A 23,065-nucleotide genomic window follows, 5' to 3' on the forward strand; every position below is an offset into this window, starting at 1 on the left:
GGGTTTCAAGGTGGAACGCCGAGGTGGAGGTATGAGTACGAACGGGACGCTCCGACTGGCGACGCGGGGCTCTGACCTCGCCACCCGCCAGGCGGCGACGGTGAAGGCGGCGCTTGAGGAGCGCCGCGTCGACGCCGAACTGGTGGAGGTGGAGACGGAGGGCGACCGGGTGAGCGACGAACTCATCCACCGCCTCGGCAAGACCGGCGCGTTCGTCCGGAGTTTAGACGAGAAGGTGCTGGCCGGCGAACTCGACGCCGCCGTCCACTCGATGAAGGACATGCCGACCGACCAGCCCGACGGCCTCGTCGTCGCGGGCATCCCGGAGCGGGCCGCGCCGGGCGACGCGCTCGTGACGCCGGACGGCCGCCGACTGGAGGAACTGCCCGAGGGCGCGACCGTCGGCACGTCGAGCCTCCGCCGGGGCGCGCAGGTCCGCAACGCGCGGTCGGACCTGACCGTCGAACCCCTCCGGGGCAACGTCGACACGCGGATCGAGAAGCTCCTCGCCCCGAGCCTCCAGCGCGAGCACGAGGAGCGCACCGAGGAGGAGAAAGAGCGCAAGGGCAACGCCGGCGACGACTACGAGTTCCCCTACGAGCGCACCGTCGAGGAGTGGTTCGACGACCTGAGCGAGATAGAGCGCCGCGCGATGGAACGGGAGGTCGAGACGGAGTACGACGCCATCGTGCTCGCCGAGGCGGGCCTCGAACGGAGCGGCCTCGCACACCACGTCGACTACCAGCGGCTCCCGACCGACGAGTTCGTCCCCGCGCCCGGCCAGGGCGCGCTCGCGGTTACGGTCGCCGACGACGACGTGGCCGAGACGATACACACCGTGCTCGACCACCCGCGGACCCGCGTCGAGACAACCGTCGAGCGCTCCGTCCTCTCGGAGCTGGGCGGCGGCTGCGTCGCCCCCATCGGCGTCCACGCGATCATTCAGGGCGAGTACGTCCACACTGCGGTGCAGGTGTTCGACCGCGCGGGCGAGGAGAGCGTGACAGCGACCAGGGACCTGCCCGTCGAGCGCCACGCCGAGGCCGCGCGGGCGTTCGCCCGCGACCTCGCCGAGCGGGGGGCCGACGACCTGATCGCCGCTGCGCGGCGCGAGGACGACGAGCAAACCGCGGCCAAGCGCGAGGAATGACCGGGACCGTCTACCTCGTCGGGAGCGGTCCCGGCGACCCGGAACTGCTTACCGTCCGCGCGGCCCGCCTGATCGACGAGGCCGACGTCGTCCTCCACGACAAGCTCCCCGGCCCGGAGATCATCGAGCGGATCCCCGCGGAGAAACGCGAGGACGTGGGCAAGCGCGCCGGCGGCGAGCGCACGCCCCAGTCCGAGATCAACCAGCGCCTCATCGACCTGGCCGAGGCGGGCGAGGACGTGGTCCGCCTGAAGGGCGGCGACCCGTTCGTCTTCGGCCGCGGCGGCGAGGAGATGGAGTACCTCGCCGAGCGCGGGGTCCCCTTCGAGGTCGTACCGGGCGTGACGAGCGCCGTCGGCGCGGCCGGCGTCGCGGGCATCCCCGTCACTCACCGCGACCACGCCTCCAGCGTCTCCTTCGTCACGGGCCACGAGGACCCGACGAAGCCGGAGTCCGCGGTCGACTGGGGGGCGCTTGCGGCCACCGGCGGCACTATCGTCGTCCTGATGGGCGTCGGCAGGCTGCCGGACTACACCCGGGCGCTCCGCGAGGCGGGCAAGGCCCCCGAGACCCCCGTCGCGCTGGTCGAGCGCGGCACCTGGCCCGACATGCGCGTCGCGACCGGCACGCTCGAAACGATCGTCGACGCCCGCGACGAACACAGCATCGAACCGCCCGCGATCACCGTGATCGGCGAGGTGGCGGCGAGCCGCGACCGCGTCGTCGAGTTCCTGCGGGGGCGGGGCGGCGACGGCGGTCCCGCAGACCCCAGCGACGCCGACGGCGGTGATACCGCGTGACCCGCGACGTCCGCGCGGCCGTCTTCCGCCCCGACGACGAGCGGATCGACGAGGCCGTCGAACTGCTGGACTCGCTCGGCGCGGACCCGGTCCCGGACCCGATGCTCGCCGTCGAGCCGACCGGCGAGACGCCCGCTCCGGGCGACTACGTCGTCATGACGAGCAAGACCGGCGTCGAACTCGTCGCGGAGTGGGGGTGGGAGCCCGGCGACGCGACGCTGGTCGCCATCGGCGAGCGCACCGCCCGCGCCATGCGCGAGGCCGGGTGGGAGGTCGACCTGGTCCCCGACGAGTACTCGTCGGCCGGCCTCGTCCGCGCGCTCGAAGCCGACGTCGCCGACGCCCGCGTTGAGGTGGCCCGGAGCGACCACGGCAGCGACGTGCTCACCGACGGCCTCGCCGACGCCGGCGCGGAGGTACACGAGACCGTCCTCTACCGCCTCGTCCGCCCGGCGGGGAGCGGCGAGTCGGCGGAACTGGCCGCCGGCGGCGAACTCGACGCCGTCATCTTCACCTCGTCGCTCACGGTCGAGCACTTCCTCGACGCCGCCGCCGACCGGGGCGTCCGGGAGGAGGCGGTGGCGGGGCTCGACGACGCCGTCGTCGGGGTCATCGGCGAGCCGACGCGGGAAACCGCCGAATCCCACGGCGTCGCGGTCGACGTGGTACCCGAGAACGCGTCGTTCGAGGCGCTGGCGACCGAGACGGTCGAGGAGGCCGCGCCGAGCTACCGGGAGTGATCCGGAGGTTTAAGCCCGGAGCCGCACCAAGCCGTTGCCGATGGACGCACCCGTCCCCGCGCTGGCCGACCGCGCGGCCGCCTGCGCCGACCGCCTCCGGGCCGCCGACGCGGTGTTGCTGGCCTCGCACATCGACGCGGACGGCCTGACGAGCGCCGGCATCGCGGCGACCGCGCTGGAGCGGGCCGGGATCCCCTTCGAGACCGTCTTCAGCAAGCAACTCGACGAGGCCGAGATAGCCAGCATCGCCGCCACCGACTACGACACCGTCCTGTTCACGGACTTCGGCAGCGGCCAACTGGGGATCATCGCGGAACACGAGGCCGCGGGCGATTTCGTCCCCGTCATCGCCGACCACCACCGGCCGGCCGACGCCGAGACCGAGCACCACCTCAACCCCCTCCTGTTCGGCATCGACGGCGCGAGCGAACTGTCCGGCGCGGGCGCGAGCTACGTCCTCGCACGGGCGCTGGAACCCGAAAGCGGCGACAATCGCGACCTCGCCGCCCTCGCGGTCGTCGGCGCGGTCGGCGATATGCAGGCGACCGACGGCGAACTCGTCGGCGCGAACGCCGGCATCGTCGCGGAGGGCGAGGCCGCGGGGGTGCTCGACACCGGTACCGACCTCGCGCTGTACGGGAAACAGACCCGCCCGCTCCCGAAGCTGCTGGAGTACGCCACCGACGTGCGGATCCCCGGGATCTCCAACGACGGGAACGGCGCGCTGCGGTTCCTCGACTCCCTCGACCTCGACCTGAAATCGGGGGGCGAGTGGCGGCGCTGGGCGGACCTCTCCGACGACGAGAAGCAGACGGTCGCCAGCGCGCTCGTCCAGCGGGCCGTCGAGTCCGGCGTCCCGCCCGGCAAGGTCGACGACCTCGTCGGCACGACGTACACGCTCACCGCCGAAGCGCCCGGCACGGAACTGCGGGACGCCAGCGAGTTCTCCACGCTCCTGAACGCGACCGCCCGCTACGAGCGGGCCGACGTGGGGCTGGCGGTCTGTCTGGGCGACCGGGCCGACGCGCTCGACCGCGCGCAGACGCTGCTCGCGAACCACCGCCGCAACCTCTCCGAGGGGCTGGAGTGGGTGAAAGAGGAGGGCGTCACCCGCGAGGAGCACCTCCAGTGGTTCGACGCGGGCGACCGCATCCGCGAGACCATCGTCGGCATCGTCGCCGGCATGGCCGTCGGGACGCCCGGCGTCGACCGCGGCCGCCCCATCGTCGCCTTCGCGGAGAAGGAGGCCGACGACGGCACCGTCGAGGTCAAAGTGTCCGCCCGCGGCACGCCCCGCATGACCAGCCGGGGGCTGGACCTCTCGGACGTGATGACCGAGGCGTCCCGCGCGGTCGGCGGCGACGGCGGCGGGCACGACGTCGCCGCGGGCGCGACGATCCCAGACGGGACCCGCCTCGAGTTCGTCGAGCGCGCCGACGAACTGGTCGGCGAGCAGCTCTCCTGACGGGTAATCCGGGCTTAGCGTCGCTACCCGAGACATAACAAAATGGATCCACAGCGTCCCGTAACAGGAGATGACAGTTTGGCAGTCCACGGCGGACGACGGCGCGGGACGGGGTGGTCAGCGATGACCGACTGGCGAGCGATCGGTATCGGCTTTCTCGTCGGGCTGACGGTCGCGGTCATCGGCCTCGCGCTCCCCGTCATCGGCCAGATCGGCGGCGGGCTGATCGGGGGGTTCATCGCCGGCTACCTCGCGGGCGGCGGGCTGGGCAGCGGCGCGTGGCACGGCCTGCTCGCCGGCGCGTTCGGCGGCCTGCTCGTCGCCGTGTTCGTGTTCGTCGGGGCGACGTTCCTCGGCGTGACGGTCACGGAGCCGGTCAACGCCATCGTCGGCGGGGCCGGCCTCTCGCTGGTCGTCGTGTTCCTCGCGGCCCTGTTCGCGCTGGACAGCGCGCTCGCCGGGGCGATCGGCGGCGCGCTTCGGGGATGAGAGTCCGCTACTGAACGTCCCACACCGCCCCACGGGGCCGCAACGAACTTCCGACGGAGTGGGACTCGACCGATGGCGTCGTTGAACCACCGCCCACCGTCGGTTCTGTATATCGGAATACGGTTTAACCGACACGAGCATCGGGAGGCCGTGGTCAGGTGACTGAACCGTGGCACCCTGCGGGCGGCTGACCGCGGGAATCGAATCGGCCGGTCGGCGTTCGAAGACGTGGTCGTCCAGTATGGGCCGCGGCTGCGGACCGAAGGACTCCCTGCTCAGGGTTCGGACCCCCGACGAGGGACTGGACCCATGCCGGACTACCTGACGGGGTTGTCCGCCCGACGGCCGCGCGCGATGGATCAACCAGTCACTGATGTAACGACCGGTCGATAGAACCTGGCCCGGGATATCGAACGCGAATAGGGTCAGCCGCGAGTCTCACTGTCGGTGCCCATGATCGGAGCCAGTGCTTGCCCGGCCGTTCGCCGCGACAGGAGTCGCGCGGCGCGGTCGAAGGTAACCCACTGCGCTACCGATCGTGCAGCGATGAGCCAGACAGGGGGCCAGTTTGCCGGTCCCAACTCGACCCCTCTATAAATCGCATATTGCGATATGGAATGATACCAGGAGCCGCGCCGCTCGGACGTGGTGGGGGTGTCGGCACAGGGCCGACCCCGCGCCGGTGGCTCGATCCATCCAGCCAGCGGATCGGCGACTGGTGGCGTTGTGGGCACGGACGGGGCGCGAGCCTGCGGGGAGACGAACCCGCGGTTGAGCCGGGCGATCGCCCGACTTTTGACGGGGCGACGCCTTCCCGCTCGTATGGCCGAGTTCGACCCCGAGAAGTTCGAGGACAAGTACGCCAACTACTACACCGAGCTTCAGCGGGCGTACAGGAACGCCTTCGAGCGGATGAACGACCGGTACGACTCGGAACTCGTCCACGCCATCGACCAGCAGGTGCTGAACGAGAGCGAGCCGTTCTACGAGGGCGACGGCGAGTTCCGCGTGGAGGTGCCCGAGAACCCGACCGAGCGCATCCAGGGCGTCATCGCGGCCGACGACAAGGTCGAGGGCGTGCTGGACCGCTACGTCGAGGAGATAGAGGCCGAACTGCAGCGCGTGTTCGGGTTCGCGGAGGAGTAGCCCCGTCGTCGGACCCACGGGCACCCGGACGACGGTCGGCCGCGCGCTGGGGAACTCCTTATAAACCACCTGTAAATATCGGATTACCGTTCACCCGGCGTGAGCGCCAACGATACGCCACAGGAAAACGATGACGGGCTCGATTTCGGCACGAACCGACTCCCAGCAGGACGGGGTGTACCCGCGGCTCACCCCCGAGCACCAGCTCATCAAAATGCCCGACGTCGCGGTGGTCAACGAGGCGCTGCCGGCGGACAACCGGGCCGCCCACGTCGAGAACAACGCGAAGGGCGACGACGACTTCCTCTGGGTCGACCTCGACGCGGCGACCGTCCTCGAGCGGTGCGACGGCACGCGCTCGGTGTCGGAACTGCTCGACGAACTCGCGGAGACGTCCGCGGAGCGCCGGAGCGTCCGCGAGTTCCTCGGGACCATGGTGGAGACGGGCTGTCTCGACGTCCACGAGGAGCCCCAGTCCGGCGACATCACGGTCAAAGGCAGCACGGAGTACTACCTGCCGATCCACCTCTCGATGGAGCTGACCGACGCCTGCAACCTCACCTGTGACCACTGTTACCGGGTCGCCGAGCCGAAAAACGGGACGTTCATGGAGTACGACGACGCCATCTCGCTGGTCGACGAGATGGCCGACGCCTCGCTGACCACCGTCGAACTGACCGGCGGCGAGGCGACGCTCCACCCCCGGTTCACCGACATCGCGACGTACTGCGCCGAGCGGCTCAACCTCGTCGGTATCCTCACCAACGGGATGTTAATCGAGGAGGAGATGCTCGACGCGCTCGAACCGTACCGCGACTCGGTGATGTTCAGCGTCAGCCTCGACAGCCACGACCCCGAGTACCACAACGAGTTCCGCGGCTCCGAACGGGCCTACGACCTGACCACCGAGGGCATCGACATGATAACCGACCGTGGCTTCGTCACGCGGGTCTCGATGAGCGTCACGCCGGCCAACGCCAGCCACATGGAGGACCTCGCGTCGCTCGCCATCGACCTCGGCGCGGACATGTTCTCCTTCTCCCCGGTGATGCCGTTCGGCCGCGCGCTGGAGGACTACCACTGGACGACCGAGGACGTGAAGGACCTCTCCGAGCAGGCCGACCGGGTCCGGGAGAAACACGGCGACTCGATACCGACAATCGACATGGAGAACTTCACCGAGCGCCACGAGGCCCGGTCGCACAACTGTGGTGCCGGCTGGAAGACGGTCACCGTCGGCCCCGACGGCGAGGTCCGGCCGTGCGTGATGGCCGAGGACGGCCGGGACGGGCTCGGGACGCTCGACTTCGAGGACCCCACGGCGTTCTTCGAGGCGGTCGGCGACGTGACCAAGGCGTTCCACGACCGCACGCCCCCGAACAAGGACATCTGTGGCGACTGCTCGAACCTCCACTTCTGTCGCAACTGCATCCTGCGCTCGCGGGCGACGGTCGAGAACGACTTCACGGACGTCTGCCGGTACGGTCCCCACGTTCGAATGGAACGGCTGCTCGACGGCGACTGACACCACACGATGAACCCGCTACTCATCGCGTGTGCCGCGTTCGGCGCCTACGGCTACGTCCGGCTGGTCACGTCGCTGACCGTCGCCCGTCGGTACGTCGACAGCGACGGCGACGACGAGAGCACCCTCTCCTCGCAGCTTCGGACGGTCGACATCGCGGTGGCCGCCGCGGCGCTGGGCAGCGCATTGCTCGTCGCGTCGGGCGGCCCGGGCGTGCGGGCGGTCACGGCGGCGTTCGGCGGGTCGCTCGGGTTCAACGCGATACGATATCGGTTCGAGATAGACGTCTCCGAGTACCTCCCGACGTACGTCACGGGGCTGCTCGCGGGCGCGTACCTACCCCTCTCGGTCGCGCTGCTCGACGTCGGGCTCACCCCCCTCTTCCCGGTCGACGTGGGACCGGTCGCACTGGTGATGTTCGTCCTGACGTTCGTCTCGCTGATGACCAGGCTCAGTTCGGCGATGACCGACAGCGGTAAGACGACGACGTATGGAGACGTGAACAATGACGGTGATTGACGGCTCCGGGATCCGGAAACGTATCGACGGGCAACCGATACTCCGGGGAGTCGACATGACCGTCTTCGAGGGCGACATCTACGGGTTCCTCGGCCCGAACGGCGCGGGCAAGACCACGACGTTCAACGCGCTGCTGGGCCTGCTGGAACTCGACGACGGCAGCGTTCGGCTCCTCGGGCAGTCGCCGGCCGAGGACCGGTCGGTGATGGGCCGGGTCAGCGTCGCCTTCGAGCACGAGACGCTCGACCCCAACTGGACGGTCGGCGACAACCTCGAACACACCTGTGCGGTGTACGAGGTCCCCCCGGCGCGGATCGACGACTACCTCGACGTCGTCGGCCTCGACCGCGACGTCCGGGACAAGGAGTTCGGCGACTGCTCGAAGGGGATGAAACGCAAGGCGACGCTGGCCGACGCGTTGCTCCCCGACCCTGACCTGCTCGTGCTCGACGAACCCCTGTCGGGGCTCGACCCGGAGGCACAGGTCGCGGTCGAGGACCTGCTGGTCGATCTCAGGGACCGCGGGAAGACGATCGTGTTCAGCTCCCACAACCTCGACGAGGTGCAGGCGCTCTGTAACCGCGTCGGCATCATCCGGAACGGCCGGACCGTCCTCGAAACGGACATCTCGGACGACGTGTTCGTGCTCCGCGGGGACCACCCCGAGTTCGACGAGCACCGGGCGGGCGACGTCTACGTGTTCGACGAGCCGCCGGACGGGCACGACGGGGAATTCGAACGGGTCGACCTCGAACGGCTCTACTTCTCGGTGCTGGGGGTGAGCCGATGAAGTTCGGTCGGCTCTGCTGGCTCGAACTAAAGAACGTCCCCCGGCTGCCGATAGTCGTCCTCGCCGCGGTCGTCGGGTACGTCTACTCCCAGTCGCCGCTCGACGCGCTCGTCGGGACGAGTTCGCCGCCAGCGGCGGTGTCACGTCTCTACCTGTTCCTCGTGATGCTCGGCGCGGCGTACATGGCGTCGTTTTTTGTCGGGTCGAACGTCGTCCTGAAGGCGAAGATGAACGACGTGTACGACCGGCTGTTCACGTTCCCGGTCGCGCCGTGGAAGCTGTTCCTGAGCAAGGTCGCCCCCACCGCCGCCATCAGCTTCGTCACGGCCGCGGTGGTCGGCGGGCTGTTCTACCTCCGGATGGAGACGGTCAGCCCATCGTACTTCCTGCTGCTGGCCGGCGTCTCGCTGGTGTTCGCGGTCGGGCTGACCTCCGCGAGCGTCGCCCTGCTGCTGTTGCTCGACACACCCCGGCTGGCGACGTTCGGAACCATCGCCATCCTCATCGCGCTGTTTCGACTCCCGGCGTTCGTCCTCGACCTCGGCGTCGACCCCGACTCGGTGATGGCGGTCGTGTTCGCGGCCGTGGTCGCGATATCGGTCGCCAGCGTCGCCCTCCTCACGCGCGTCGACTCCGAGCGCATCCTGCTCTCCTGACGGTCCGGCGTTCCCCCCAGCGGCGTCGGGCCTGCGTTCTCGCGTCCCGCGTCGACTCGGAGCCGAAAAAACGGGTATCGTCCGGGAACCGGTTGGATGGCTGTGCTACCGCCGAACCGCGAGGTTCGGTGGCCGTGTCACATGAGCGCGGCGCCGGCGAGCAGGGCCGCGGCCTCGGCGTCCGGAACCGGGCCGTCGATCCCACACACGCCACACGCCCCGCAGGCACCACACTCGGACGCTTGCGGGTTCGCGGTCAGTATGGTCGGGTCCATGGTTTTCTCACCTCCTGGCGCATTCGTTGGTAAGCCCGGTTTCAGAATAGGAGTTATGAGTAAAAGTAACGGGTTTTTAAGTCACATCGCGGCCGATACCGAGCGACCCCGACCGGGCGGGGCGCTATCTGCCCAGCAGTTCCTCGAAGAGCTTTCCCTGTGCGGCCGCGAGGTGCTCGGTGAACGTCGACAGCGCGATGTCGAGTTCCGAGGCGACCTCGCTGGCGTTTGCCTCCTTGGGCTGGCCGAAATATCCCATCTCGAAGGCCGTCTCGACCGTCTGGCGCTGTCGGTCGGTGAGCCGCCCCAGGTCGACGGTGGCGGGCTCCGACCAGCCGGTGGAGCCGTCGGAGACGAACCGGTCGAGCCGAACGTCGTCGACCGCCGACCGGAGGTCGTCGACGACGGCTCTGACCGTCTCGTGGTCGTCGGCGTGCAGCGTCAGGTGGAGTCGGTCGCCCTCGATGTACTCGTTGGCGACCGGGCAGCCGTGGCTCTCGATCCGTTCGCGGGGACACGGCGTGGCCCCGTCGTGTTCGAGCCGATAGACGTCGGTCGCGCCGGTCGAGAAGACCTTCTCGACGCTGTCTTCGTCGTCGAGGCCGGACGCCGTGCTGGTGAACTCCTCGACCACGCCGTGCTGTGCGGTCGTACACCGAGTGAGCACCTCGTTTCGACGGTCGGCGTCCCGCGACAGCGCGACCACCGGACAGAGCGACCGACAGGACAACGAGATCTCGACCCTTCCACCCATCACGGGAAACAATCAACCCGATATCGAATAAATCTATCCCTTCAGACAATAAATTATGAATCTTAAACGGATTACGAACACGGGCGAGAGCGGGAGCCGGCCACGGCTTGGGACACGGCAACAGCGCCGGCCGGCGAGGCGGGAACGGACGCGCGAACCGACAAGGACGGCGTAAGGGGCAAGGCCTAAGACCGCAGCCCACCAATCGGGATCCATGAGCACGGACACTCAAGACGGGGACAACCTCGAAGAGCGCGTCAGCAACTTCCTGCGGCGCAACTTCCCCCAGATCCAGATGCACGGCGGCAGCGCGGCCATTCAGGACATCGACCGCGAGACCGGCGAGGTGTCGATCCAGCTCGGCGGCGCGTGTTCCGGCTGTGGCATCTCCCCGATGACGATCCAGGCGATCAAGAGCCGCATGGTCAAGGAGATCCCCGAGATCGAGAAGGTCCACGCCAACACCGGCATGGGCGGCGGTGGCGGCGGCATGGAGCCGTCGTTCCCCGGCGAGACGACCGACGACGGCGACGACGGCGCGGACGAAGGCCCGCAGGCCCCGTTCTGAAGGCGGCGCGGAGAAAGCAGTCTTTTTAACGCTCGGACGACCCCCCGTAGGTATGACTACCGCGGACGCGTCCGGCCGGGACGTCCTCTTCGTCGTGATGGATACGGTGCGCAAGGACCACCTGTCCGTGTACGGCTACGACCGGCCGACGACGCCCGGACTCGAAGCGTTCGCCGAGAACGCCGCCGTCTACGAGCAGGCGGTCGCCCCGGCCCCCTGGACCCTCCCCGTGCACGCCTCGCTGTTCACCGGGCGGTATCCGAGCGACCACGGCGCGAACCAGGAGAACCCGTATCTGGAGGGGACGGCGACGCTCGCCGAGTCGCTGTCGGCCACCCACGAGAGCGCCTGCTACTCCTCGAACGCCTGGATCACCCCCTACACCCACCTCACCGACGGGTTCGACGACCAGGACAACTTCTTCCAGGTGATGCCCGGCGAGTTCCTGAGCGGCCCGCTGGCGAAGGCCTGGAAGACGATGAACGACAACGAGCGCCTCCGGAAGGCCGCCGACTGGCTGGTCAGCGTCGGCAACAAGTTCCACGAGCACTTCGCCAGCGGCGAGGGGTCGGATTCGAAGACCCCGCAGGTGATAGACCGCACGAAGGAGTTCGTCGACGGCGTCGACGAGGACGAGAACTTCTTCGCCTTCGTCAACCTGATGGACGCCCACCTGCCGTACCACCCGCCCGAGGAGTACAAGGAGGAGTTCGCGCCCGGCGTCGACTCCACCGAGGTGTGCCAGAACTCCAAGGAGTACAACTGCGGCGCGCGGGACATCGACGACGACGAGTGGTCGGACATCCGTGGGCTGTACGACGCCGAGATCCGCCACATCGACGCCGAACTCCGGCGGCTGTTCGACTGGCTGCAGGCGGAGGGCCGCTGGGAGGACACGCTGGTCGTCGTCTGTGCCGACCACGGCGAACTCCACGGCGAACACGGCCTGTACGGCCACGAGTTCTGCATCTACGACCCGCTGGTCAACGTCCCGCTCATGGTGAAACACCCGGACGTCGACCCCGGGCGGTACGACGAGCAGGTCGAACTCCTCGACCTGTACCACACGGTGCTCGACCACGCGGGCGTCGACCCGAGCGCCCCGGACGCCGTCGCGCTCGACGACCGCCGCTCGCTGCTGTCGGACGACTACCGCGGGTTCGACGACGGGGAGTTCGCCTTCGTCGAGTACTCCCGCCCGGTCGTCGAGTTGAAGCAACTGGAGGAGAAGGCCAGCGCCGCCGGGATCACCCTCGACGAGGACTCCCGGTACTACTCCCGGATGCGCGCCGGGCGGCGACCCGACGCGAAGTACATCCGCAACGAGCGGATCGACGACGAGGCCTACCGGATCGACGAGGACCCCGGCGAGACCGAGAACGTCGCCGGCGACGACGACGCGGTCGCCGAAGTTCGGGCCGCCCTGGAGCGGTTCGAGGACGGCGTCAGCTCCCCGTGGGAGGGCGACGCCGCGGGAACGGACGAGGCCGTCCTGGACGACATGGACGAGGACGCGAAGGAGCGACTGCAGGATCTGGGCTACATCGATTGACGTGACCGAACCCACCGGATCCGTCGACCTGTCGGACGCGTTCGACCGCCGGACGGCGGTGAAGATAGCCGCCGGATTCCTCGTGGCCGTCGTGCTCGTCTACCTGCTCGCGGTCGCGGTCGGCTGGGAGCGGACCCTCTCGCGGCTCCGCGCCGCGGAGCTCCGGTGGGTCGCCGCGGGCTGTCTCTCGACGCTTTGCTGTCTCGCCGCCTGGGGGAAAGCCTGGCAGATCGTCCTCCGGGTCGGCGGGATCGACGTGCCATACCGGAAGCTCGTGGTGACCTACCTCGCTGCGACCTTCGCCAACTACGTCACCCCGCTCGGGCAGGCCGGCGGCGAGCCGTTCATCGCCTACGTCCTCTCGCGGGACACCGACGCGAACTACGAGCAGAGCCTCGCGAGCGTCGTCACCGCGGACCTGCTGAACCTGCTCCCGTTCTTCAACTTCGCCGCCGTCGGGCTGGGCTACCTGCTGTTCCGCTCGCAGCTCAGCGAGACCGCAGCGGACCTGGCGGTCGGTCTCGGCGCGCTGGCGGTCGGTATCCCGGTGCTCGTCGTTACAGGCTGGCAGTATCGGCGGCGCGTCGAGGGGGTCGTTCTGCGGGTCGTACGACCGGTCGCCCGGTGGACCGACCGGGTCACGGTCGAGGGGACCAGAACGCGGATCGAGCGCTTCTACGACTCCGTCGGCCGGATCACGTCGTCGCCCCGGGCGCTGCTGACGGCGACGGGCTTCGCGTACGTCGGCTGGGCGTTCTTCGCGCTCCCGCTGTACTTCTCGGGGCTGGCGCTCGACCTGCCGGTTCCGCTGTTGCTGGCCCTCTTTATCGTCCCCGCGAGCACGCTAGCCGGGATGGTGCCCACCCCAGGCGGGTTAGCCGCCGTCGAGGGGGCGCTCGTCGGCCTCGTCGTCGCGCTCACCGCGCTGACGGCCGCCGACGGGCTGGCGATCGCGACCGTCTACCGGGTCGCGAGCTACTGGTTCGCGCTGGGCGTCGGCGGCATCGCCGCGGTCTGGGTGCTCGCCCGCGTTTAGCGCAGGTCTCGGCCGCGCTCCCAGGCCCGCAACAGCGCCGTCAGCGTCCGGTTCACCGGCACGTCGATCCCGTGTTCGTCGGCGCAGTCGACCACGGAGCCGTTTATCGCGTCGACCTCCGTGCGGTGGCCGTCGCGCACGTCCTGATACATCGAGGAGTCGTTGTCGGCGGTCGCGGTCGCCACCTCCTCGACGGCGGCGAGCGCGACGCGGTTGGGAAGGGAAATCCCCTCCGCGCGAGCAACCCGGGCGGTTTCGCGGGCGGCCGTCCGCGCGAGGTCGCTTGCAGGCCCGTCGAGCAGTTCGCCGTTCTCGACGCGAGCCAGCGCCGTGACTGCGTTGATCCCGGCGTTGACCGCGAGTTTCTCCCGGAGGCGGCGCGGCATGTCGTCGGCGACCGTGACGCGCAGGTCGGCACGGCGGAACGCCCGTGCGACGCGCCCGGCGGCCGCCGAGTCGCCGCCCTCGTGCGGGCCGACGGTTAGCTCGCCGACGCCCGTGCACTCGACGCGGCCCGGCTCCCGGAGGACCGCACCGTACGTCGCGGTGCCCGCGAGGACGGGACAGTCGACGTGCTCGGCGAGCGCCGCCTCGTTGCCCAGTCCGTTCTGGAGCGAGAGCACAGCCCCGTAGTCGCCGGTCGCCAGGTCCCGGGCGGCGGACGCGGTGTCGAACGCCTTCACCGTCACCACGGCGAGGTCGGCCGTCAGGCCGGTCCCGTCGGTCGTCGCGTCGGGCCGAACGTCGCCTGACACGGCGCCGTCGACACGCAGCCCCGACTCCCGAACGGTCGCGACGTGGGGGTCGCGGCCCACGAGCGTCACGTCGTGTTCCCGCGCGAGCAAGCCGCCGACGAGGCTCCCGAGGCTCCCCGCGCCGTAAACGACCACGTCCATACCGGGCGGTCGGCCCCTGCGGTAATCAGGGTGCCGGCGGGGTCAGTCCTCCGTCCAGTACATCAGCGCCTCCTTCTCGGAGCCACAGCCGGGACAGCGGTCGGGGAGCCCCTCGTCGATCTCGCCCATCTCCCCGCACTCGGTACAGCGCCACATCAGTTCGGCCTCCCCGAACTCGTGGCCCGAGCGCGCGTGCTCGACGCTCAACCCCTCCACGCCATCGCGGGTCGACACGAAGAACCCGCCGCGGTCGAACCCGCGGATGTGGCCGAGCTCCGTGCCGTCCTCGTCGTAGACGGTCTGCCCGATGTCGAGCCGGTTGACTTCCTCTTCCGCCTCTTCCTCGCCCTCCGCTGCCGGTGTTTCTCCCCCTCCAGCCATGCTCGACGTACCGCGGCAACGGCTATAAACGTGGGGCGGTCCGGCAACTCACGGACAGGTAACGTAGCGAACAGGCGACGCGACGGGCCGCGGAGCGGGTCGTCGCACACCCACCTCGGCCGCTCCGCGGCGGCTGGTCATACGGACTGTTGTACGTCAATTCCGGGTGTTAGCGACCCCAGGCCGGCACACACCGGGACACAGGTACAACAGTCCGTATCAGAGCACGGCGGCGCTGGCCGCGGCTTCGTACAAAAACCTCGGGCTGGCCGTCCTCGAGCCGACGGCGGTTACATGAAGTCCGCGATGCCGGTCTGCTTGTTCTTGTCGTTCTCGAAGATGCTCTCCAGGGACTTCTCCAGCACCTCCAAGCGCTGTTTCGTGTAGTCGCGGGTGCCGTACTCCTCGGCGACCTGGATCGCGGTGTCCATGTACTTGTTCACCGACCCCTGGTGGACCGTGAGGTTCACGTCGCCGCCACACTCCCGGCAGTCGCCCGACAGCGGCATCCGGCGGTACTTCTCGCCGCAGTCGAGACAGCGCGTCTCCTGCCGGGAGAACGCCCGGAGGTTCCCGATGAGGTCCGGCAGGAAGTGGAACTCGATGACGCGCTCGGCCACGTCGGTCTCGTCGACCGCCCGGAGCTTCCGCGACAGTTCGAGCTGGGCGTCCATCTTGTCCATCATCGAGCCGAGCGTCTTGTACGCCGACAGGTCCGGCCCCATCGCGAGGTCGGTCGTGTCGTGGGTGTGTTCGAACCCGGCGTACTCCGCGTCGGTGCCGAGCGTGTCCTCGGCGATCTCCACGTCGACCTCGCCGGGGTCGGCCATCTCGCGGGTCGCCTCGTAGAACTCCTTCGGGTACTGCGAGACGACGTCCATGTTGTGTGCCTCGTCGTCGATCTCCGAGGGGTCGATGCGCGAGGACATCACGAGCGGGGCGTCCATCTGCCCGCCGCGCTGGTCCGGCAGGTACGACTTGCTGAAGTTGAGCAGGCCGTCGAGCAGCAGCATCACGCAGTCTTCGTCGCCGTCACACTGCTTTTGGGAGGTGTCGTTCGCTATGAGGGAGTGGGTCCCTTCGACGGTGAGACAGTACGTGTAGTCAGTGTCAGCCGCGACGTACTCAACGTCGGTGACTTCATCGACCAGATACTCGCCGCTTCCCCCGTCGAAGACGCGCCGTCCCCGTGGTTCGATCGTTTCGACCTGTGACCTCAGCCGGTTCTGCTTTCGCGAGAGATGGAATCCAACCTCCTCGGCGAACCGAACAGCGTCCGTCGAGGAGATGTGAAGAACGTACGACTTGGACGACATCGGGGAGTCGGACTCGTAGAACTCGGGGAATTTCTCGCTGAGTGGAATCGGATTCGAGGTTCTGACGCGTGCCGAGATCCCCAGTCGGGTGAGTAGAGCAAGCACGTCCTCCTTCAGCGTCCGACTAACTGTCGTCGCCGAAACCTTCAAGCAGTCTTTTTCGACGGTGCCATCGCCGCTGAAGTACCCGCTGAGATACGCGGCGACGACGTCGTCGGAGGCATCGAAGATACACTGCGGAACGCGTTTGTCCGCAGCACCAGCCCCACAGTCGAGCACCGTCTCGAAGAACACTCGCGGCAACCGTCCCGAAACGGTGACTTTGTACTCGTTTTCCCGATACGCATCGACGCCGAGCGCGGACCGGAACGTTTCAATGAAGAAATCGCGTGCTTCCGCCTCGACGCCGGAAACGGTCGTCTGGTGGATCACCCCCTTCGGTGTCGTCTGCTCTCGGGCGAACCCCTCCGCGGCGTAGTAGCCCAGAAGCGTAGCGAGATCCGCGTCGAGTTCGACGCACCTGTCGATTTCGACCGAGTCACGTTTCATACCAAGGGTCACGCCATCCGGAACACGATCAGCGACGGCGGCCGGCGACCCGAGTAGGTCAACGAGGATTGAGGCGGGGATACTCTCCCGGTAGACGTAGTTGCTCAGTTCCTTCTTCGTGAGACCGAGATACTTCGCGGTGCTCTTTAGTGGGTAGAACCGTCCGTCCCAATCCTCTTCGAGTATCTCGGTGAAGAGCTCGTAGAGTGCATCCTTCTCCAACCCTTTCACCATGAGTGCCTCGTTGGCAACCTCGTCGTTTGCGAGGAACTCTTCGAGCAGATCGAATCGGGTGCGAGAACCGGGGACGTCCACTTGGGACGGTGACACCAGCGAGTCCGACGACGTAACTTCGTGGGCCCGCTTTGCCGCGAGTCCCTCTCCATCGAAGACGTGAACGTCGTGGTCCGGGGTGACAGTGATCTCACGCCCACTGCAGGTTTCGATCCTAACCAAGTGATCGGGCGAAGGATGTTTCGAAACCGCCTCTACCGGCCTTCGGACGGTTTCGCCGTTCCCGTCTAGCGACGGGACGCGCACATTACCGTCTAACTCCTGTACGAGTGTCCCGAAGTCATCCTCGTTAGGGTCGTCGAGTCGGTCCTCCACGAGTGTGCGGATCGCTTGGTAGTGCCACTCCCCTGTTTCGTCCTCGTACCAGACCTTCGTCTCCGGGTGGAAGCAGTTCCGGCGCTTCGACGCGTGGAAGAACGGATGTGCGTACCCCACAGCCGCGCTCGTGAAGCCGATCACGCGGCCGACGACGGCGGCGCTCGTGTGCGGGGCCATCCCGAACACGAGTTCGCCGACGAGGTCGTCGCGCTCCTCCAGTTCGTAGTAGGGGTCGAGGTCGTAGAACTGGGAGAGGAGGTCGTCGACGAAGTCGGCGGTCTTGAGCAGGTGTTCGGCCGCGCCGTCCGAGAGGACGACGTCCTGTACCTTCAGTTCGACCAGCTGGTCGGCGTGCCGGAGCGGGTCGCCGTGGACGTCCTCCTCGTACCCCAGTTGGCGGAACTGGTCGACCGTGACGTCGAGTTCGGCGGGTCGGACGGAGGTGACCGGAAGGTCCGTCATGTCGTACCGGACGGTGCCGTCCTTGAACGCCGAGACGCCGTGTTTGGACCGGAGGACCCCCTTGTCGACCGCCTCGGGCGTCTTGTTCGTCGAGGTCAGCCCCTTGACGCCTTTGAGGATGTCGAAGGCGTTCTCGCGCTCGCCGACGCGCTCCAGGGCCTCGCGGTACTCGGCGTGGACGTCGACGACGCGGGACTCGACGGAGGTGCCGTCGACCTCACAGCGCGAGCAGTGGACGCGCCCGGCCTCGTCGGGTTCGAGGTCCTGCTCGCAGTCCGGACACTGGTAGTGCGGTTCGGTGTGCGCGCCGCAGTCGGGACACTTCGGGCGGAACGTCTCGCCGCCGCAACCGGGACACTCGCGGCGGCCGACCTCGACCTCGACCTCGCCGGGCGTGTCCGACATCGTCTCGGCGTGGCCCGCGGCGGCGGCGACGTCGCGCTGGCTCCCGCCGGCCTCGCCGATGGGAAACAGCGTGTGGACGGCCGGGCTGAGTTCGCGTGACTCGGACTTCTCGGGGCGGCCCATCCGGTTCCCGATTCGCGTGGGCGCGCGCTCGCGAACCGCGAACGGCGCGACCTCGTTGACGGCCTGCACCGCGTTCTCCCAGTCCCGGGCGGCCGCCGAGAGGTCGTCCCAGGTGTGCCCTAACTCCTCCGTGAGGCCGAGCGAGCGGACGAGCGGCCGCCAGACGGGGACGGCGATCGCGTCGGAACCCTGCCGGTGCTCGACCAGGAGCGCTTCGAGCGCCTCCCGGGTCGCCGGCGAGTGCTCGACCAGCAGGTCGCCGTCGACGACCTCGCCGGCGGCGACGGCGTCGGCGAGCGCCTCGAACTCCCCGACGTCGAGGTCGTGCCAGAGGTAGGTGTACGTCGGGTGGAGCGGCGCGTCGTACTCGGTCGCCCACTCGATCGCTTCGTCGGGGGTGGGATCTTCGAGGTCGACGCGGACGGAGTCGGCCATCGCCTGCACGTCGGCATCGGTGTCCGCGAACTCCTGGACCCACCACTCGAACGCGTAGGCGGCCGGCGCGAGCGGGTGGTTGTTCTCGACGAACTCGCCGTAGTTGACGAGGTACTCGCCGAGGTCGATGACCTTCTCGACGCCGTTGCGGACCTCGAGGGCCTCCTCGGGGTCGTCGATCCGGCGCACGTCGCCGTTGGCGAGGCGGACGGTCGGCCCCTCGATGGAGTCGACGGGGACGACGCCGGCGGCCTTGCCGGGGCGCTCGGTCTTGATCTGCGTGCCCGTCGCGAGGAAGTCGTCGACCAGATGCATCGTCGCGGGGTGGACGCCGGCGGTCGCGAACCCGTGGTTGCGGGCGCGCCCGTAGCGCAGGCGGAAGCCGCCGGTCTCGCTCGGGTGCGAGAAGACGGGCCGGCCGGCGATGAGGTCGCGGAGGAACTTCCAGGACTCCTCGACGCGGGGCGGGCCGTCCGGCGCGTCGTCCCCTTCGTCGGCCCCGTCGTCGGCCGTATCGCCCTCGTCGGCCTCGTCGTCGTCGCCGTCGGCAGCCTCGCCGTCCGCGTCGCCGTCGTCGGCGTCCTTCCCGATGGTGCCGTCGATGAGGTCCTGGAGCCAGGGCCAGTCGACCTCGTCGAGGTTCCGGGTGTAGCGCTGGATCTTCGGGGCCTTCAGGGCGATCCCCTCGGCGAGGACGAGACACATCCCGCCGCGGGGGTTGTTGGTGTCGACCCGCTCCAGGTCGCGGAACCCCGACACCTCCTCGTCGCCCGTCGGCTCCCCGTCCAGCATGATGGGGGTGTGCTCGGCGATGAACTTCGTCTCCTTGTCCTTCGGGGAGTACTGGAGGCCCGTCTCGTCGTCGTACAGCGACACCTCCTCGGCGTAGCGCTCCACCTCCTGGTCGCGGGCCTTGTACTCGGAGACGCCGATCAGCGCGCGGGTGTAGTCTGCGACCAGCACCGAGAGCGCCTGTGCGGTCCCGCCGGCCGAGCGGATCGGGCCGGCGTAGTAGACGTTGACGAACTCTGTCCCGTCGTCGTTCTGGAGCAGTTCGACGCGGTCGATCCCCTCGATGGGGGCGGCGACGACGCCCTCCGTGAGCAGGGCGACGGCGGTGCGGACCGCGCCCTCGACCTTGCCCGCCTTCGTCTCGTAGTCGCCGACCCGTCCCTCGGCGAAGTCCTCGGCGAGTTCGAGCGCCGCCTCCTCGCGGCTCATCTCGCCTTCCAGTTCGCGGACGCGCTCGGCCACGCCGTCGATCCCGAGGATGTTCTCGACGCGGTCGGCCATGTCCTTGGCGACCGGGATCTCGACCTCGGTTTCGGGGTCGTGGCCCTGCTCGCGCGCGGCTCTGGCGACGCCGAACGCGTCGTCGAGCCCCGATTCGAGCCGCTCGAAGTACCGTTCGTCCTCCGGCCGCATCTATAGCCAGAGGTCCAGGTCGGTCGTCCCGTCGTGCTCCCGCTCCAGGGTCGTGTCGAACGTTCGCATATGGACCTCGCCGGCGAAGACGGTCGCGGCGTTCAGGTGGCCCGCCAGCGCCTCGCCGTCCGGCCGCGAGAGGACGGCGTGGGTGTGGGCGAACCGCTCCCCGTCGAGCCACGAGACGTTGCCGACGCAGGCGGCGACCTCCAGGTGCTCGTCGAACTCGACCGGTTCGTACTCGAACGTCTCCTGGTCGTAGAACCAGAGTTCGGCGTCCTGGACCGCCCCCATCGCGGCGAACCAGGCGGCGTCGGCGTCGACCTCGGCCGCGAGCCCCTCTATCTCCTCGCGCCAGTCGGCACCGTTGTCGAGCCGTGCCAGATACTCCCCCGTGGTCTCGACCTCGCGGTATTGCATACCAACTTGAAGCGTCGGCCAGGGCAAAAAAGGTGCGTATCCCGGGAGGTCCGGGCGCGTCCGCTCGGCGAAGCACTATGGGAACCATCCGCAGGTGGCCGGGCGGACGGCGAGGCCCCGCGGCGGGCCGAGCCGTCCAACCCGGGGAAGGGCAGGCTGGCGGGGGAAGCAGTTCGGAGGAGGAACGGAAGCATACGCCGCCTGCGGCGGCGTTTCACCGCCGGAGCGGGGCGGAGCCCCGCGAAGGCGGCTTTTTTCATCGACGTTTTTGCCGCGAGTGGTCGCCGTAGGCGACCCGAGCGGGAAAAAGGTCGAAGGTCGTCGTTAACGCCAGGCCGGAAGCGCCGGCGCGTCGTCGACGTGTACCGAAAGCCAGGCACCGTCCTCGCTGATGTCGGCGATGACGTACTCCTGGCTACCACCGTCGCCGTCGACGGCACCCATGACCTCCCGTTCGTCGGCAGGGTCGTCCGGGCCCGACGTATCGGTCGCCATGTGAATAGTTACCTGTCAGGCACTTATAAACGCGTCGGAACGACAGCAGGGGCCGCCGTCCGGTCCCGGACGCACGCAGTTACTGGTTACGTCGGATACGGTAACGTCGGATCGGCGGGCTCGGGTACTACATTCGTAGTTATCCAGTTCCGTTGTCAGGACAAATCACCCTCCTGCGTGCGTTTCAGAACGGAAAATTTAAACTTGTAGATGCGAAAGGGGGGTCTGGGATGACAGATAATGACACTACCCGCCGTCGGTTCCTGCAGGCCACTGGCGGGGCTGCAACGGCCGTCGCGCTCGCCGGTTGTTCCGGTGGCGGCGACGACGGATCGGACGACGAGACCGAAGAAACGTTCACCACGGAAGAAGCGACGGAGACGGATACGCCGGAACAGACCCAGAGCGACAAGACGTACAGGCTCGTAAACTCCTCGATGACGACGCTCGACCCCGTCGCCTCGACCGACGAGGCGTCGAGCATCGTCATTCACTGCCTGTACGACGGGCTGACGAACTACGTCAACGGGACGACGGCGACGGAGAACCTGCTCGCCGAGAGCATGGAGGTCAACGACGACGTGACCGAGATCACGTTCACCCTCCGGGACGATATCTCGTTCACCGGCGACTACGGTGACGTGACGGCGTCGGACGTCGTCTACTCGTTCAACCGACTGGCCGAGTCCGGCAACTCCCGCCGTTCCAGTTTCATTCTGGGCTTCCTCGGCGTCGAGCACGAGACCGACAGCGACGGCAACTACGTCGCGGGCTCGCTGGGCGTCGAGGCCGATGGCGACCGGACCGTCGTCATCTCGCTCTCGCAGCCGTTCCACGCGATCCCGGAACTGCTCGCGTACGACTCCTTCAACGTGGTTCCGGAAGGTATCGTCGGCGACATCGAGGGGTACGACGGCGACATGGACTACGAGACGTTCGCCCAGGAGGAGCCGGTCGGAGCCGGTCCGTTCACGCTCGACACCTGGAGTTCGGGTAACGAGGCCGAGGTCGCCGCGCGTCCCATCGACGAGTACCACGGCCCCGGTCCGTACGTGTCGGCCGTCCACTGGCAGATCATCGAGGACTCCAACGCGCTCCACACCTACACGGTGATCAACGAGAACGCCGACCACCCCGGTATCCCCAACGCGAAGTACGACGAGAGCAAGGTTTCCATCGAGGGTCGCGACAACGCCGGCCGGAAGTACGGGACGTACGGTCCGCTCGAGAACGACCGGACGGTGCCGTACTACCAGGTGCCGGAGATCGGCGTCTTCTACGTCGGCTTCAACCACGACACGGTCGAGAAGCCGGTCCGGCAGGCGATCGCCTACGTCATCAACCAGCAGCAGTTCACCGACGAAATCTACAACGGTCCGGCGGTCACCGCCGCCAACTTCACGCCGCCGGCGATCTATCCGGGCGGCCAGACCGCGTACAACTCCCACGCCGAGGAGTACCCCTACGGGCTCGACGAGACCAACATCGGCCAGGCGCAGCAGATCATGGAGGACGCCGGCTACGGCGACGACAACCCCTACGAGCTCACCTTCACCCGGTACGCGGGGAGCGACTTCTGGACGGACGTGTCCAGCACCCTCCGCGACCAGCTCGCGTCGGCGCACATCCAGCTGAACCTCGAGGAGTCCGAGTTCTCGACGCTCACCCAGCGCGGTCGGGACGGCAACCTCGACATGTACACGCTCGGGTGGATCATGGACTACCCCGCCCCGGACAACTTCCTGCAGCTGCTGAACCCGCCGATGACCGACACGTCGCTGTCGGCGCCGGCCAGCTACGTCAACTGGGACCCCGAGAGCGAGGGCGGCTCGCAGGCGGTCGAGGCCTGGGAACAGGTCCAGAACAACCCGGCCCCCGAAGCGGGACAGGAAGCGCGTAACGAGGCGTACGTCCAGATGGAGGAAGCCAACTGGGAGGACGTCGCCCTGCTTCCGATCTACCACAACATCGCGGAGCACATGCGGTACAGCTGGGTCAAGAAGCCGCGCGTCGGCGGCGCCGGCAGCTCCAGCCAGAAGAAGTCCAGAGTCCGCATCGAAGACCGCGACTAACCCCTCGAA

At 68.3% G+C, this 23,065-nt stretch carries 21 protein-coding genes; 14 read left to right on the top strand and 7 right to left on the bottom strand.

The features are described 5' to 3' along the window. Positions 1-31 precede the first annotated feature (31 nt). The 10 genes from hemC to EYW40_RS11825 all read left to right on the top strand — a co-directional run bounded on the left by hemC (position 32) and on the right by EYW40_RS11825 (position 9,280). On the top strand, positions 32-1,150 hold the full coding sequence (gene hemC, locus EYW40_RS11780) for a hydroxymethylbilane synthase (RefSeq protein ID WP_135821794.1): 1,119 nt from the start codon (positions 32-34) through the stop codon (positions 1,148-1,150). Then, positions 1,147-1,950, top strand: a complete 804-nt coding sequence (gene cobA, locus EYW40_RS11785; protein WP_135821795.1) for a uroporphyrinogen-III C-methyltransferase — start codon at positions 1,147-1,149, stop codon at positions 1,948-1,950. The genes hemC and cobA overlap by 4 nt, the downstream gene beginning before the upstream one ends. Next, positions 1,947-2,690 carry a uroporphyrinogen-III synthase gene (locus EYW40_RS11790; RefSeq protein WP_135821796.1) on the top strand — a complete coding sequence of 248 codons (744 nt, stop codon included), beginning with the start codon at positions 1,947-1,949 and terminating at the stop codon, positions 2,688-2,690. Before cobA ends, EYW40_RS11790 begins: the two co-directional genes overlap by 4 nt. A 40-nt stretch (positions 2,691-2,730) precedes the next feature. Next, positions 2,731-4,155, top strand: a complete 1,425-nt coding sequence (locus tag EYW40_RS11795; protein ID WP_135821797.1) for a RecJ family nuclease — start codon at positions 2,731-2,733, stop codon at positions 4,153-4,155. Positions 4,156-4,278: 123 nt separating this feature from the next. Next, positions 4,279-4,644, top strand: a complete 366-nt coding sequence (locus EYW40_RS11800; protein WP_135821798.1) for a DUF5518 domain-containing protein — start codon at positions 4,279-4,281, stop codon at positions 4,642-4,644. Positions 4,645-5,466: 822 nt separating this feature from the next. Beyond that, a complete protein-coding gene (locus tag EYW40_RS11805; protein ID WP_135821799.1) occupies positions 5,467-5,790 on the top strand; it encodes a DUF5783 family protein in 324 nt (107 codons plus the stop codon). A 130-nt stretch (positions 5,791-5,920) separates the two neighbouring features. Then, entirely contained in the window at positions 5,921-7,315 is a 1,395-nt protein-coding gene (locus EYW40_RS11810) for a radical SAM protein (RefSeq protein WP_135821800.1), read from the top strand. Between the two features lie 9 nt (positions 7,316-7,324). Next, positions 7,325-7,834: a hypothetical protein gene (locus tag EYW40_RS11815; RefSeq protein WP_135821801.1), complete on the top strand. Its 510-nt coding sequence runs from the start codon at positions 7,325-7,327 to the stop codon at positions 7,832-7,834. Beyond that, positions 7,821-8,624, top strand: a complete 804-nt coding sequence (locus EYW40_RS11820) for an ABC transporter ATP-binding protein (protein WP_135821802.1) — start codon at positions 7,821-7,823, stop codon at positions 8,622-8,624. The genes EYW40_RS11815 and EYW40_RS11820 overlap by 14 nt, the downstream gene beginning before the upstream one ends. Beyond that, positions 8,621-9,280 carry an ABC transporter permease gene (locus tag EYW40_RS11825; RefSeq protein WP_135821803.1) on the top strand — a complete coding sequence of 220 codons (660 nt, stop codon included), beginning with the start codon at positions 8,621-8,623 and terminating at the stop codon, positions 9,278-9,280. Before EYW40_RS11820 ends, EYW40_RS11825 begins: the two co-directional genes overlap by 4 nt. 137 nt (positions 9,281-9,417) lie before the next feature. On the opposite strand, the gene EYW40_RS19640 is transcribed toward EYW40_RS11825, so the two are convergent. After that, positions 9,418-9,555: a hypothetical protein gene (locus EYW40_RS19640; protein WP_161973203.1), complete on the bottom strand. Its 138-nt coding sequence runs from the start codon at positions 9,553-9,555 to the stop codon at positions 9,418-9,420. Between the two features lie 124 nt (positions 9,556-9,679). After that, complete coding sequence (locus EYW40_RS11830) at positions 9,680-10,309, bottom strand: helix-turn-helix domain-containing protein (RefSeq protein WP_135821804.1); 630 nt, start codon at positions 10,307-10,309, stop codon at positions 9,680-9,682. 214 nt (positions 10,310-10,523) lie between these two features. Here EYW40_RS11830 and EYW40_RS11835 point away from each other — a divergent pair, with 214 nt between their 5' ends. Genes EYW40_RS11835 through EYW40_RS11845 form a run of 3 tightly spaced genes read left to right on the top strand, consistent with a single transcriptional unit; the run spans position 10,524 to position 13,465 of the window. After that, positions 10,524-10,877 (top strand): NifU family protein, encoded by a 354-nt coding sequence (locus tag EYW40_RS11835; protein WP_135821805.1) that lies wholly within the window; start codon positions 10,524-10,526, stop codon positions 10,875-10,877. Between the two features lie 52 nt (positions 10,878-10,929). Further along, complete coding sequence (locus tag EYW40_RS11840) at positions 10,930-12,429, top strand: sulfatase family protein (protein ID WP_135821806.1); 1,500 nt, start codon at positions 10,930-10,932, stop codon at positions 12,427-12,429. Position 12,430: 1 nt separating this feature from the next. Then, entirely contained in the window at positions 12,431-13,465 is a 1,035-nt protein-coding gene (locus EYW40_RS11845) for a lysylphosphatidylglycerol synthase transmembrane domain-containing protein (protein WP_202614507.1), read from the top strand. On the opposite strand, the gene EYW40_RS11850 is transcribed toward EYW40_RS11845, so the two are convergent. The 5 genes from EYW40_RS11850 to EYW40_RS20010 all read right to left on the bottom strand — a co-directional run bounded on the left by EYW40_RS11850 (position 13,462) and on the right by EYW40_RS20010 (position 20,984). Then, a complete protein-coding gene (locus EYW40_RS11850) occupies positions 13,462-14,361 on the bottom strand; it encodes a ketopantoate reductase family protein (protein WP_135821808.1) in 900 nt (299 codons plus the stop codon). The genes EYW40_RS11845 and EYW40_RS11850 overlap by 4 nt on opposite strands. 42 nt (positions 14,362-14,403) lie before the next feature. After that, on the bottom strand, positions 14,404-14,742 hold the full coding sequence (locus tag EYW40_RS11855; RefSeq protein ID WP_135821809.1) for a TFIIB-type zinc ribbon-containing protein: 339 nt from the start codon (positions 14,740-14,742) through the stop codon (positions 14,404-14,406). A gap of 290 nt (positions 14,743-15,032) precedes the next feature. Then, positions 15,033-20,069 (bottom strand): DNA polymerase II large subunit, encoded by a 5,037-nt coding sequence (gene polC / locus EYW40_RS11860; RefSeq protein WP_135821810.1) that lies wholly within the window; start codon positions 20,067-20,069, stop codon positions 15,033-15,035. Then, the gene (locus EYW40_RS11865; protein ID WP_135821811.1) at positions 20,070-20,489 is read right to left on the bottom strand and encodes a PPC domain-containing DNA-binding protein; all 420 of its coding nucleotides are present in this window, start codon (positions 20,487-20,489) and stop codon (positions 20,070-20,072) included. It lies immediately after the preceding gene. A 324-nt stretch (positions 20,490-20,813) separates the two neighbouring features. Further along, a complete protein-coding gene (locus EYW40_RS20010) occupies positions 20,814-20,984 on the bottom strand; it encodes a DUF7556 family protein (RefSeq protein WP_202614508.1) in 171 nt (56 codons plus the stop codon). A 230-nt stretch (positions 20,985-21,214) separates the two neighbouring features. Between EYW40_RS20010 and EYW40_RS11870 the strand changes: the two genes are divergently transcribed. After that, positions 21,215-23,056, top strand: coding sequence for an ABC transporter substrate-binding protein (locus tag EYW40_RS11870; RefSeq protein ID WP_135821812.1), 1,842 nt, complete (start codon positions 21,215-21,217; stop codon positions 23,054-23,056). Positions 23,057-23,065 lie beyond the last annotated feature (9 nt).

Origin of the sequence: Halostella litorea (assembly GCF_004785955.1) — an archaeon.
GTDB lineage: Archaea > Halobacteriota > Halobacteria > Halobacteriales > Natronoarchaeaceae > Halostella > Halostella litorea.

What these genes read in the sequence shown, in the direction of transcription:
- hemC (WP_135821794.1), top strand. Translation starts at nt 32, where the DNA reads ATGAGTACGAACGGGACGCTCCGACTGGCGACGCGGGGCTCTGACCTC.
- cobA (WP_135821795.1), top strand. Translation starts at nt 1,147, where the DNA reads ATGACCGGGACCGTCTACCTCGTCGGGAGCGGTCCCGGCGACCCGGAA.
- EYW40_RS11795 (WP_135821797.1), top strand. Translation starts at nt 2,731, where the DNA reads ATGGACGCACCCGTCCCCGCGCTGGCCGACCGCGCGGCCGCCTGCGCC.
- EYW40_RS11800 (WP_135821798.1), top strand. Translation starts at nt 4,279, where the DNA reads ATGACCGACTGGCGAGCGATCGGTATCGGCTTTCTCGTCGGGCTGACG.
- EYW40_RS11805 (WP_135821799.1), top strand. Translation starts at nt 5,467, where the DNA reads ATGGCCGAGTTCGACCCCGAGAAGTTCGAGGACAAGTACGCCAACTAC.
- EYW40_RS11810 (WP_135821800.1), top strand. Translation starts at nt 5,921, where the DNA reads ATGACGGGCTCGATTTCGGCACGAACCGACTCCCAGCAGGACGGGGTG.
- EYW40_RS11815 (WP_135821801.1), top strand. Translation starts at nt 7,325, where the DNA reads ATGAACCCGCTACTCATCGCGTGTGCCGCGTTCGGCGCCTACGGCTAC.
- EYW40_RS11820 (WP_135821802.1), top strand. Translation starts at nt 7,821, where the DNA reads ATGACGGTGATTGACGGCTCCGGGATCCGGAAACGTATCGACGGGCAA.
- EYW40_RS11825 (WP_135821803.1), top strand. Translation starts at nt 8,621, where the DNA reads ATGAAGTTCGGTCGGCTCTGCTGGCTCGAACTAAAGAACGTCCCCCGG.
- EYW40_RS19640 (WP_161973203.1), bottom strand. Translation starts at nt 9,555, where the DNA reads ATGGACCCGACCATACTGACCGCGAACCCGCAAGCGTCCGAGTGTGGT.
- EYW40_RS11830 (WP_135821804.1), bottom strand. Translation starts at nt 10,309, where the DNA reads ATGGGTGGAAGGGTCGAGATCTCGTTGTCCTGTCGGTCGCTCTGTCCG.
- EYW40_RS11835 (WP_135821805.1), top strand. Translation starts at nt 10,524, where the DNA reads ATGAGCACGGACACTCAAGACGGGGACAACCTCGAAGAGCGCGTCAGC.
- EYW40_RS11840 (WP_135821806.1), top strand. Translation starts at nt 10,930, where the DNA reads ATGACTACCGCGGACGCGTCCGGCCGGGACGTCCTCTTCGTCGTGATG.
- EYW40_RS11850 (WP_135821808.1), bottom strand. Translation starts at nt 14,361, where the DNA reads ATGGACGTGGTCGTTTACGGCGCGGGGAGCCTCGGGAGCCTCGTCGGC.
- EYW40_RS11855 (WP_135821809.1), bottom strand. Translation starts at nt 14,742, where the DNA reads ATGGCTGGAGGGGGAGAAACACCGGCAGCGGAGGGCGAGGAAGAGGCG.
- polC (WP_135821810.1), bottom strand. Translation starts at nt 20,069, where the DNA reads ATGCGGCCGGAGGACGAACGGTACTTCGAGCGGCTCGAATCGGGGCTC.
- EYW40_RS11865 (WP_135821811.1), bottom strand. Translation starts at nt 20,489, where the DNA reads ATGCAATACCGCGAGGTCGAGACCACGGGGGAGTATCTGGCACGGCTC.
- EYW40_RS20010 (WP_202614508.1), bottom strand. Translation starts at nt 20,984, where the DNA reads ATGGCGACCGATACGTCGGGCCCGGACGACCCTGCCGACGAACGGGAG.
- EYW40_RS11870 (WP_135821812.1), top strand. Translation starts at nt 21,215, where the DNA reads ATGACAGATAATGACACTACCCGCCGTCGGTTCCTGCAGGCCACTGGC.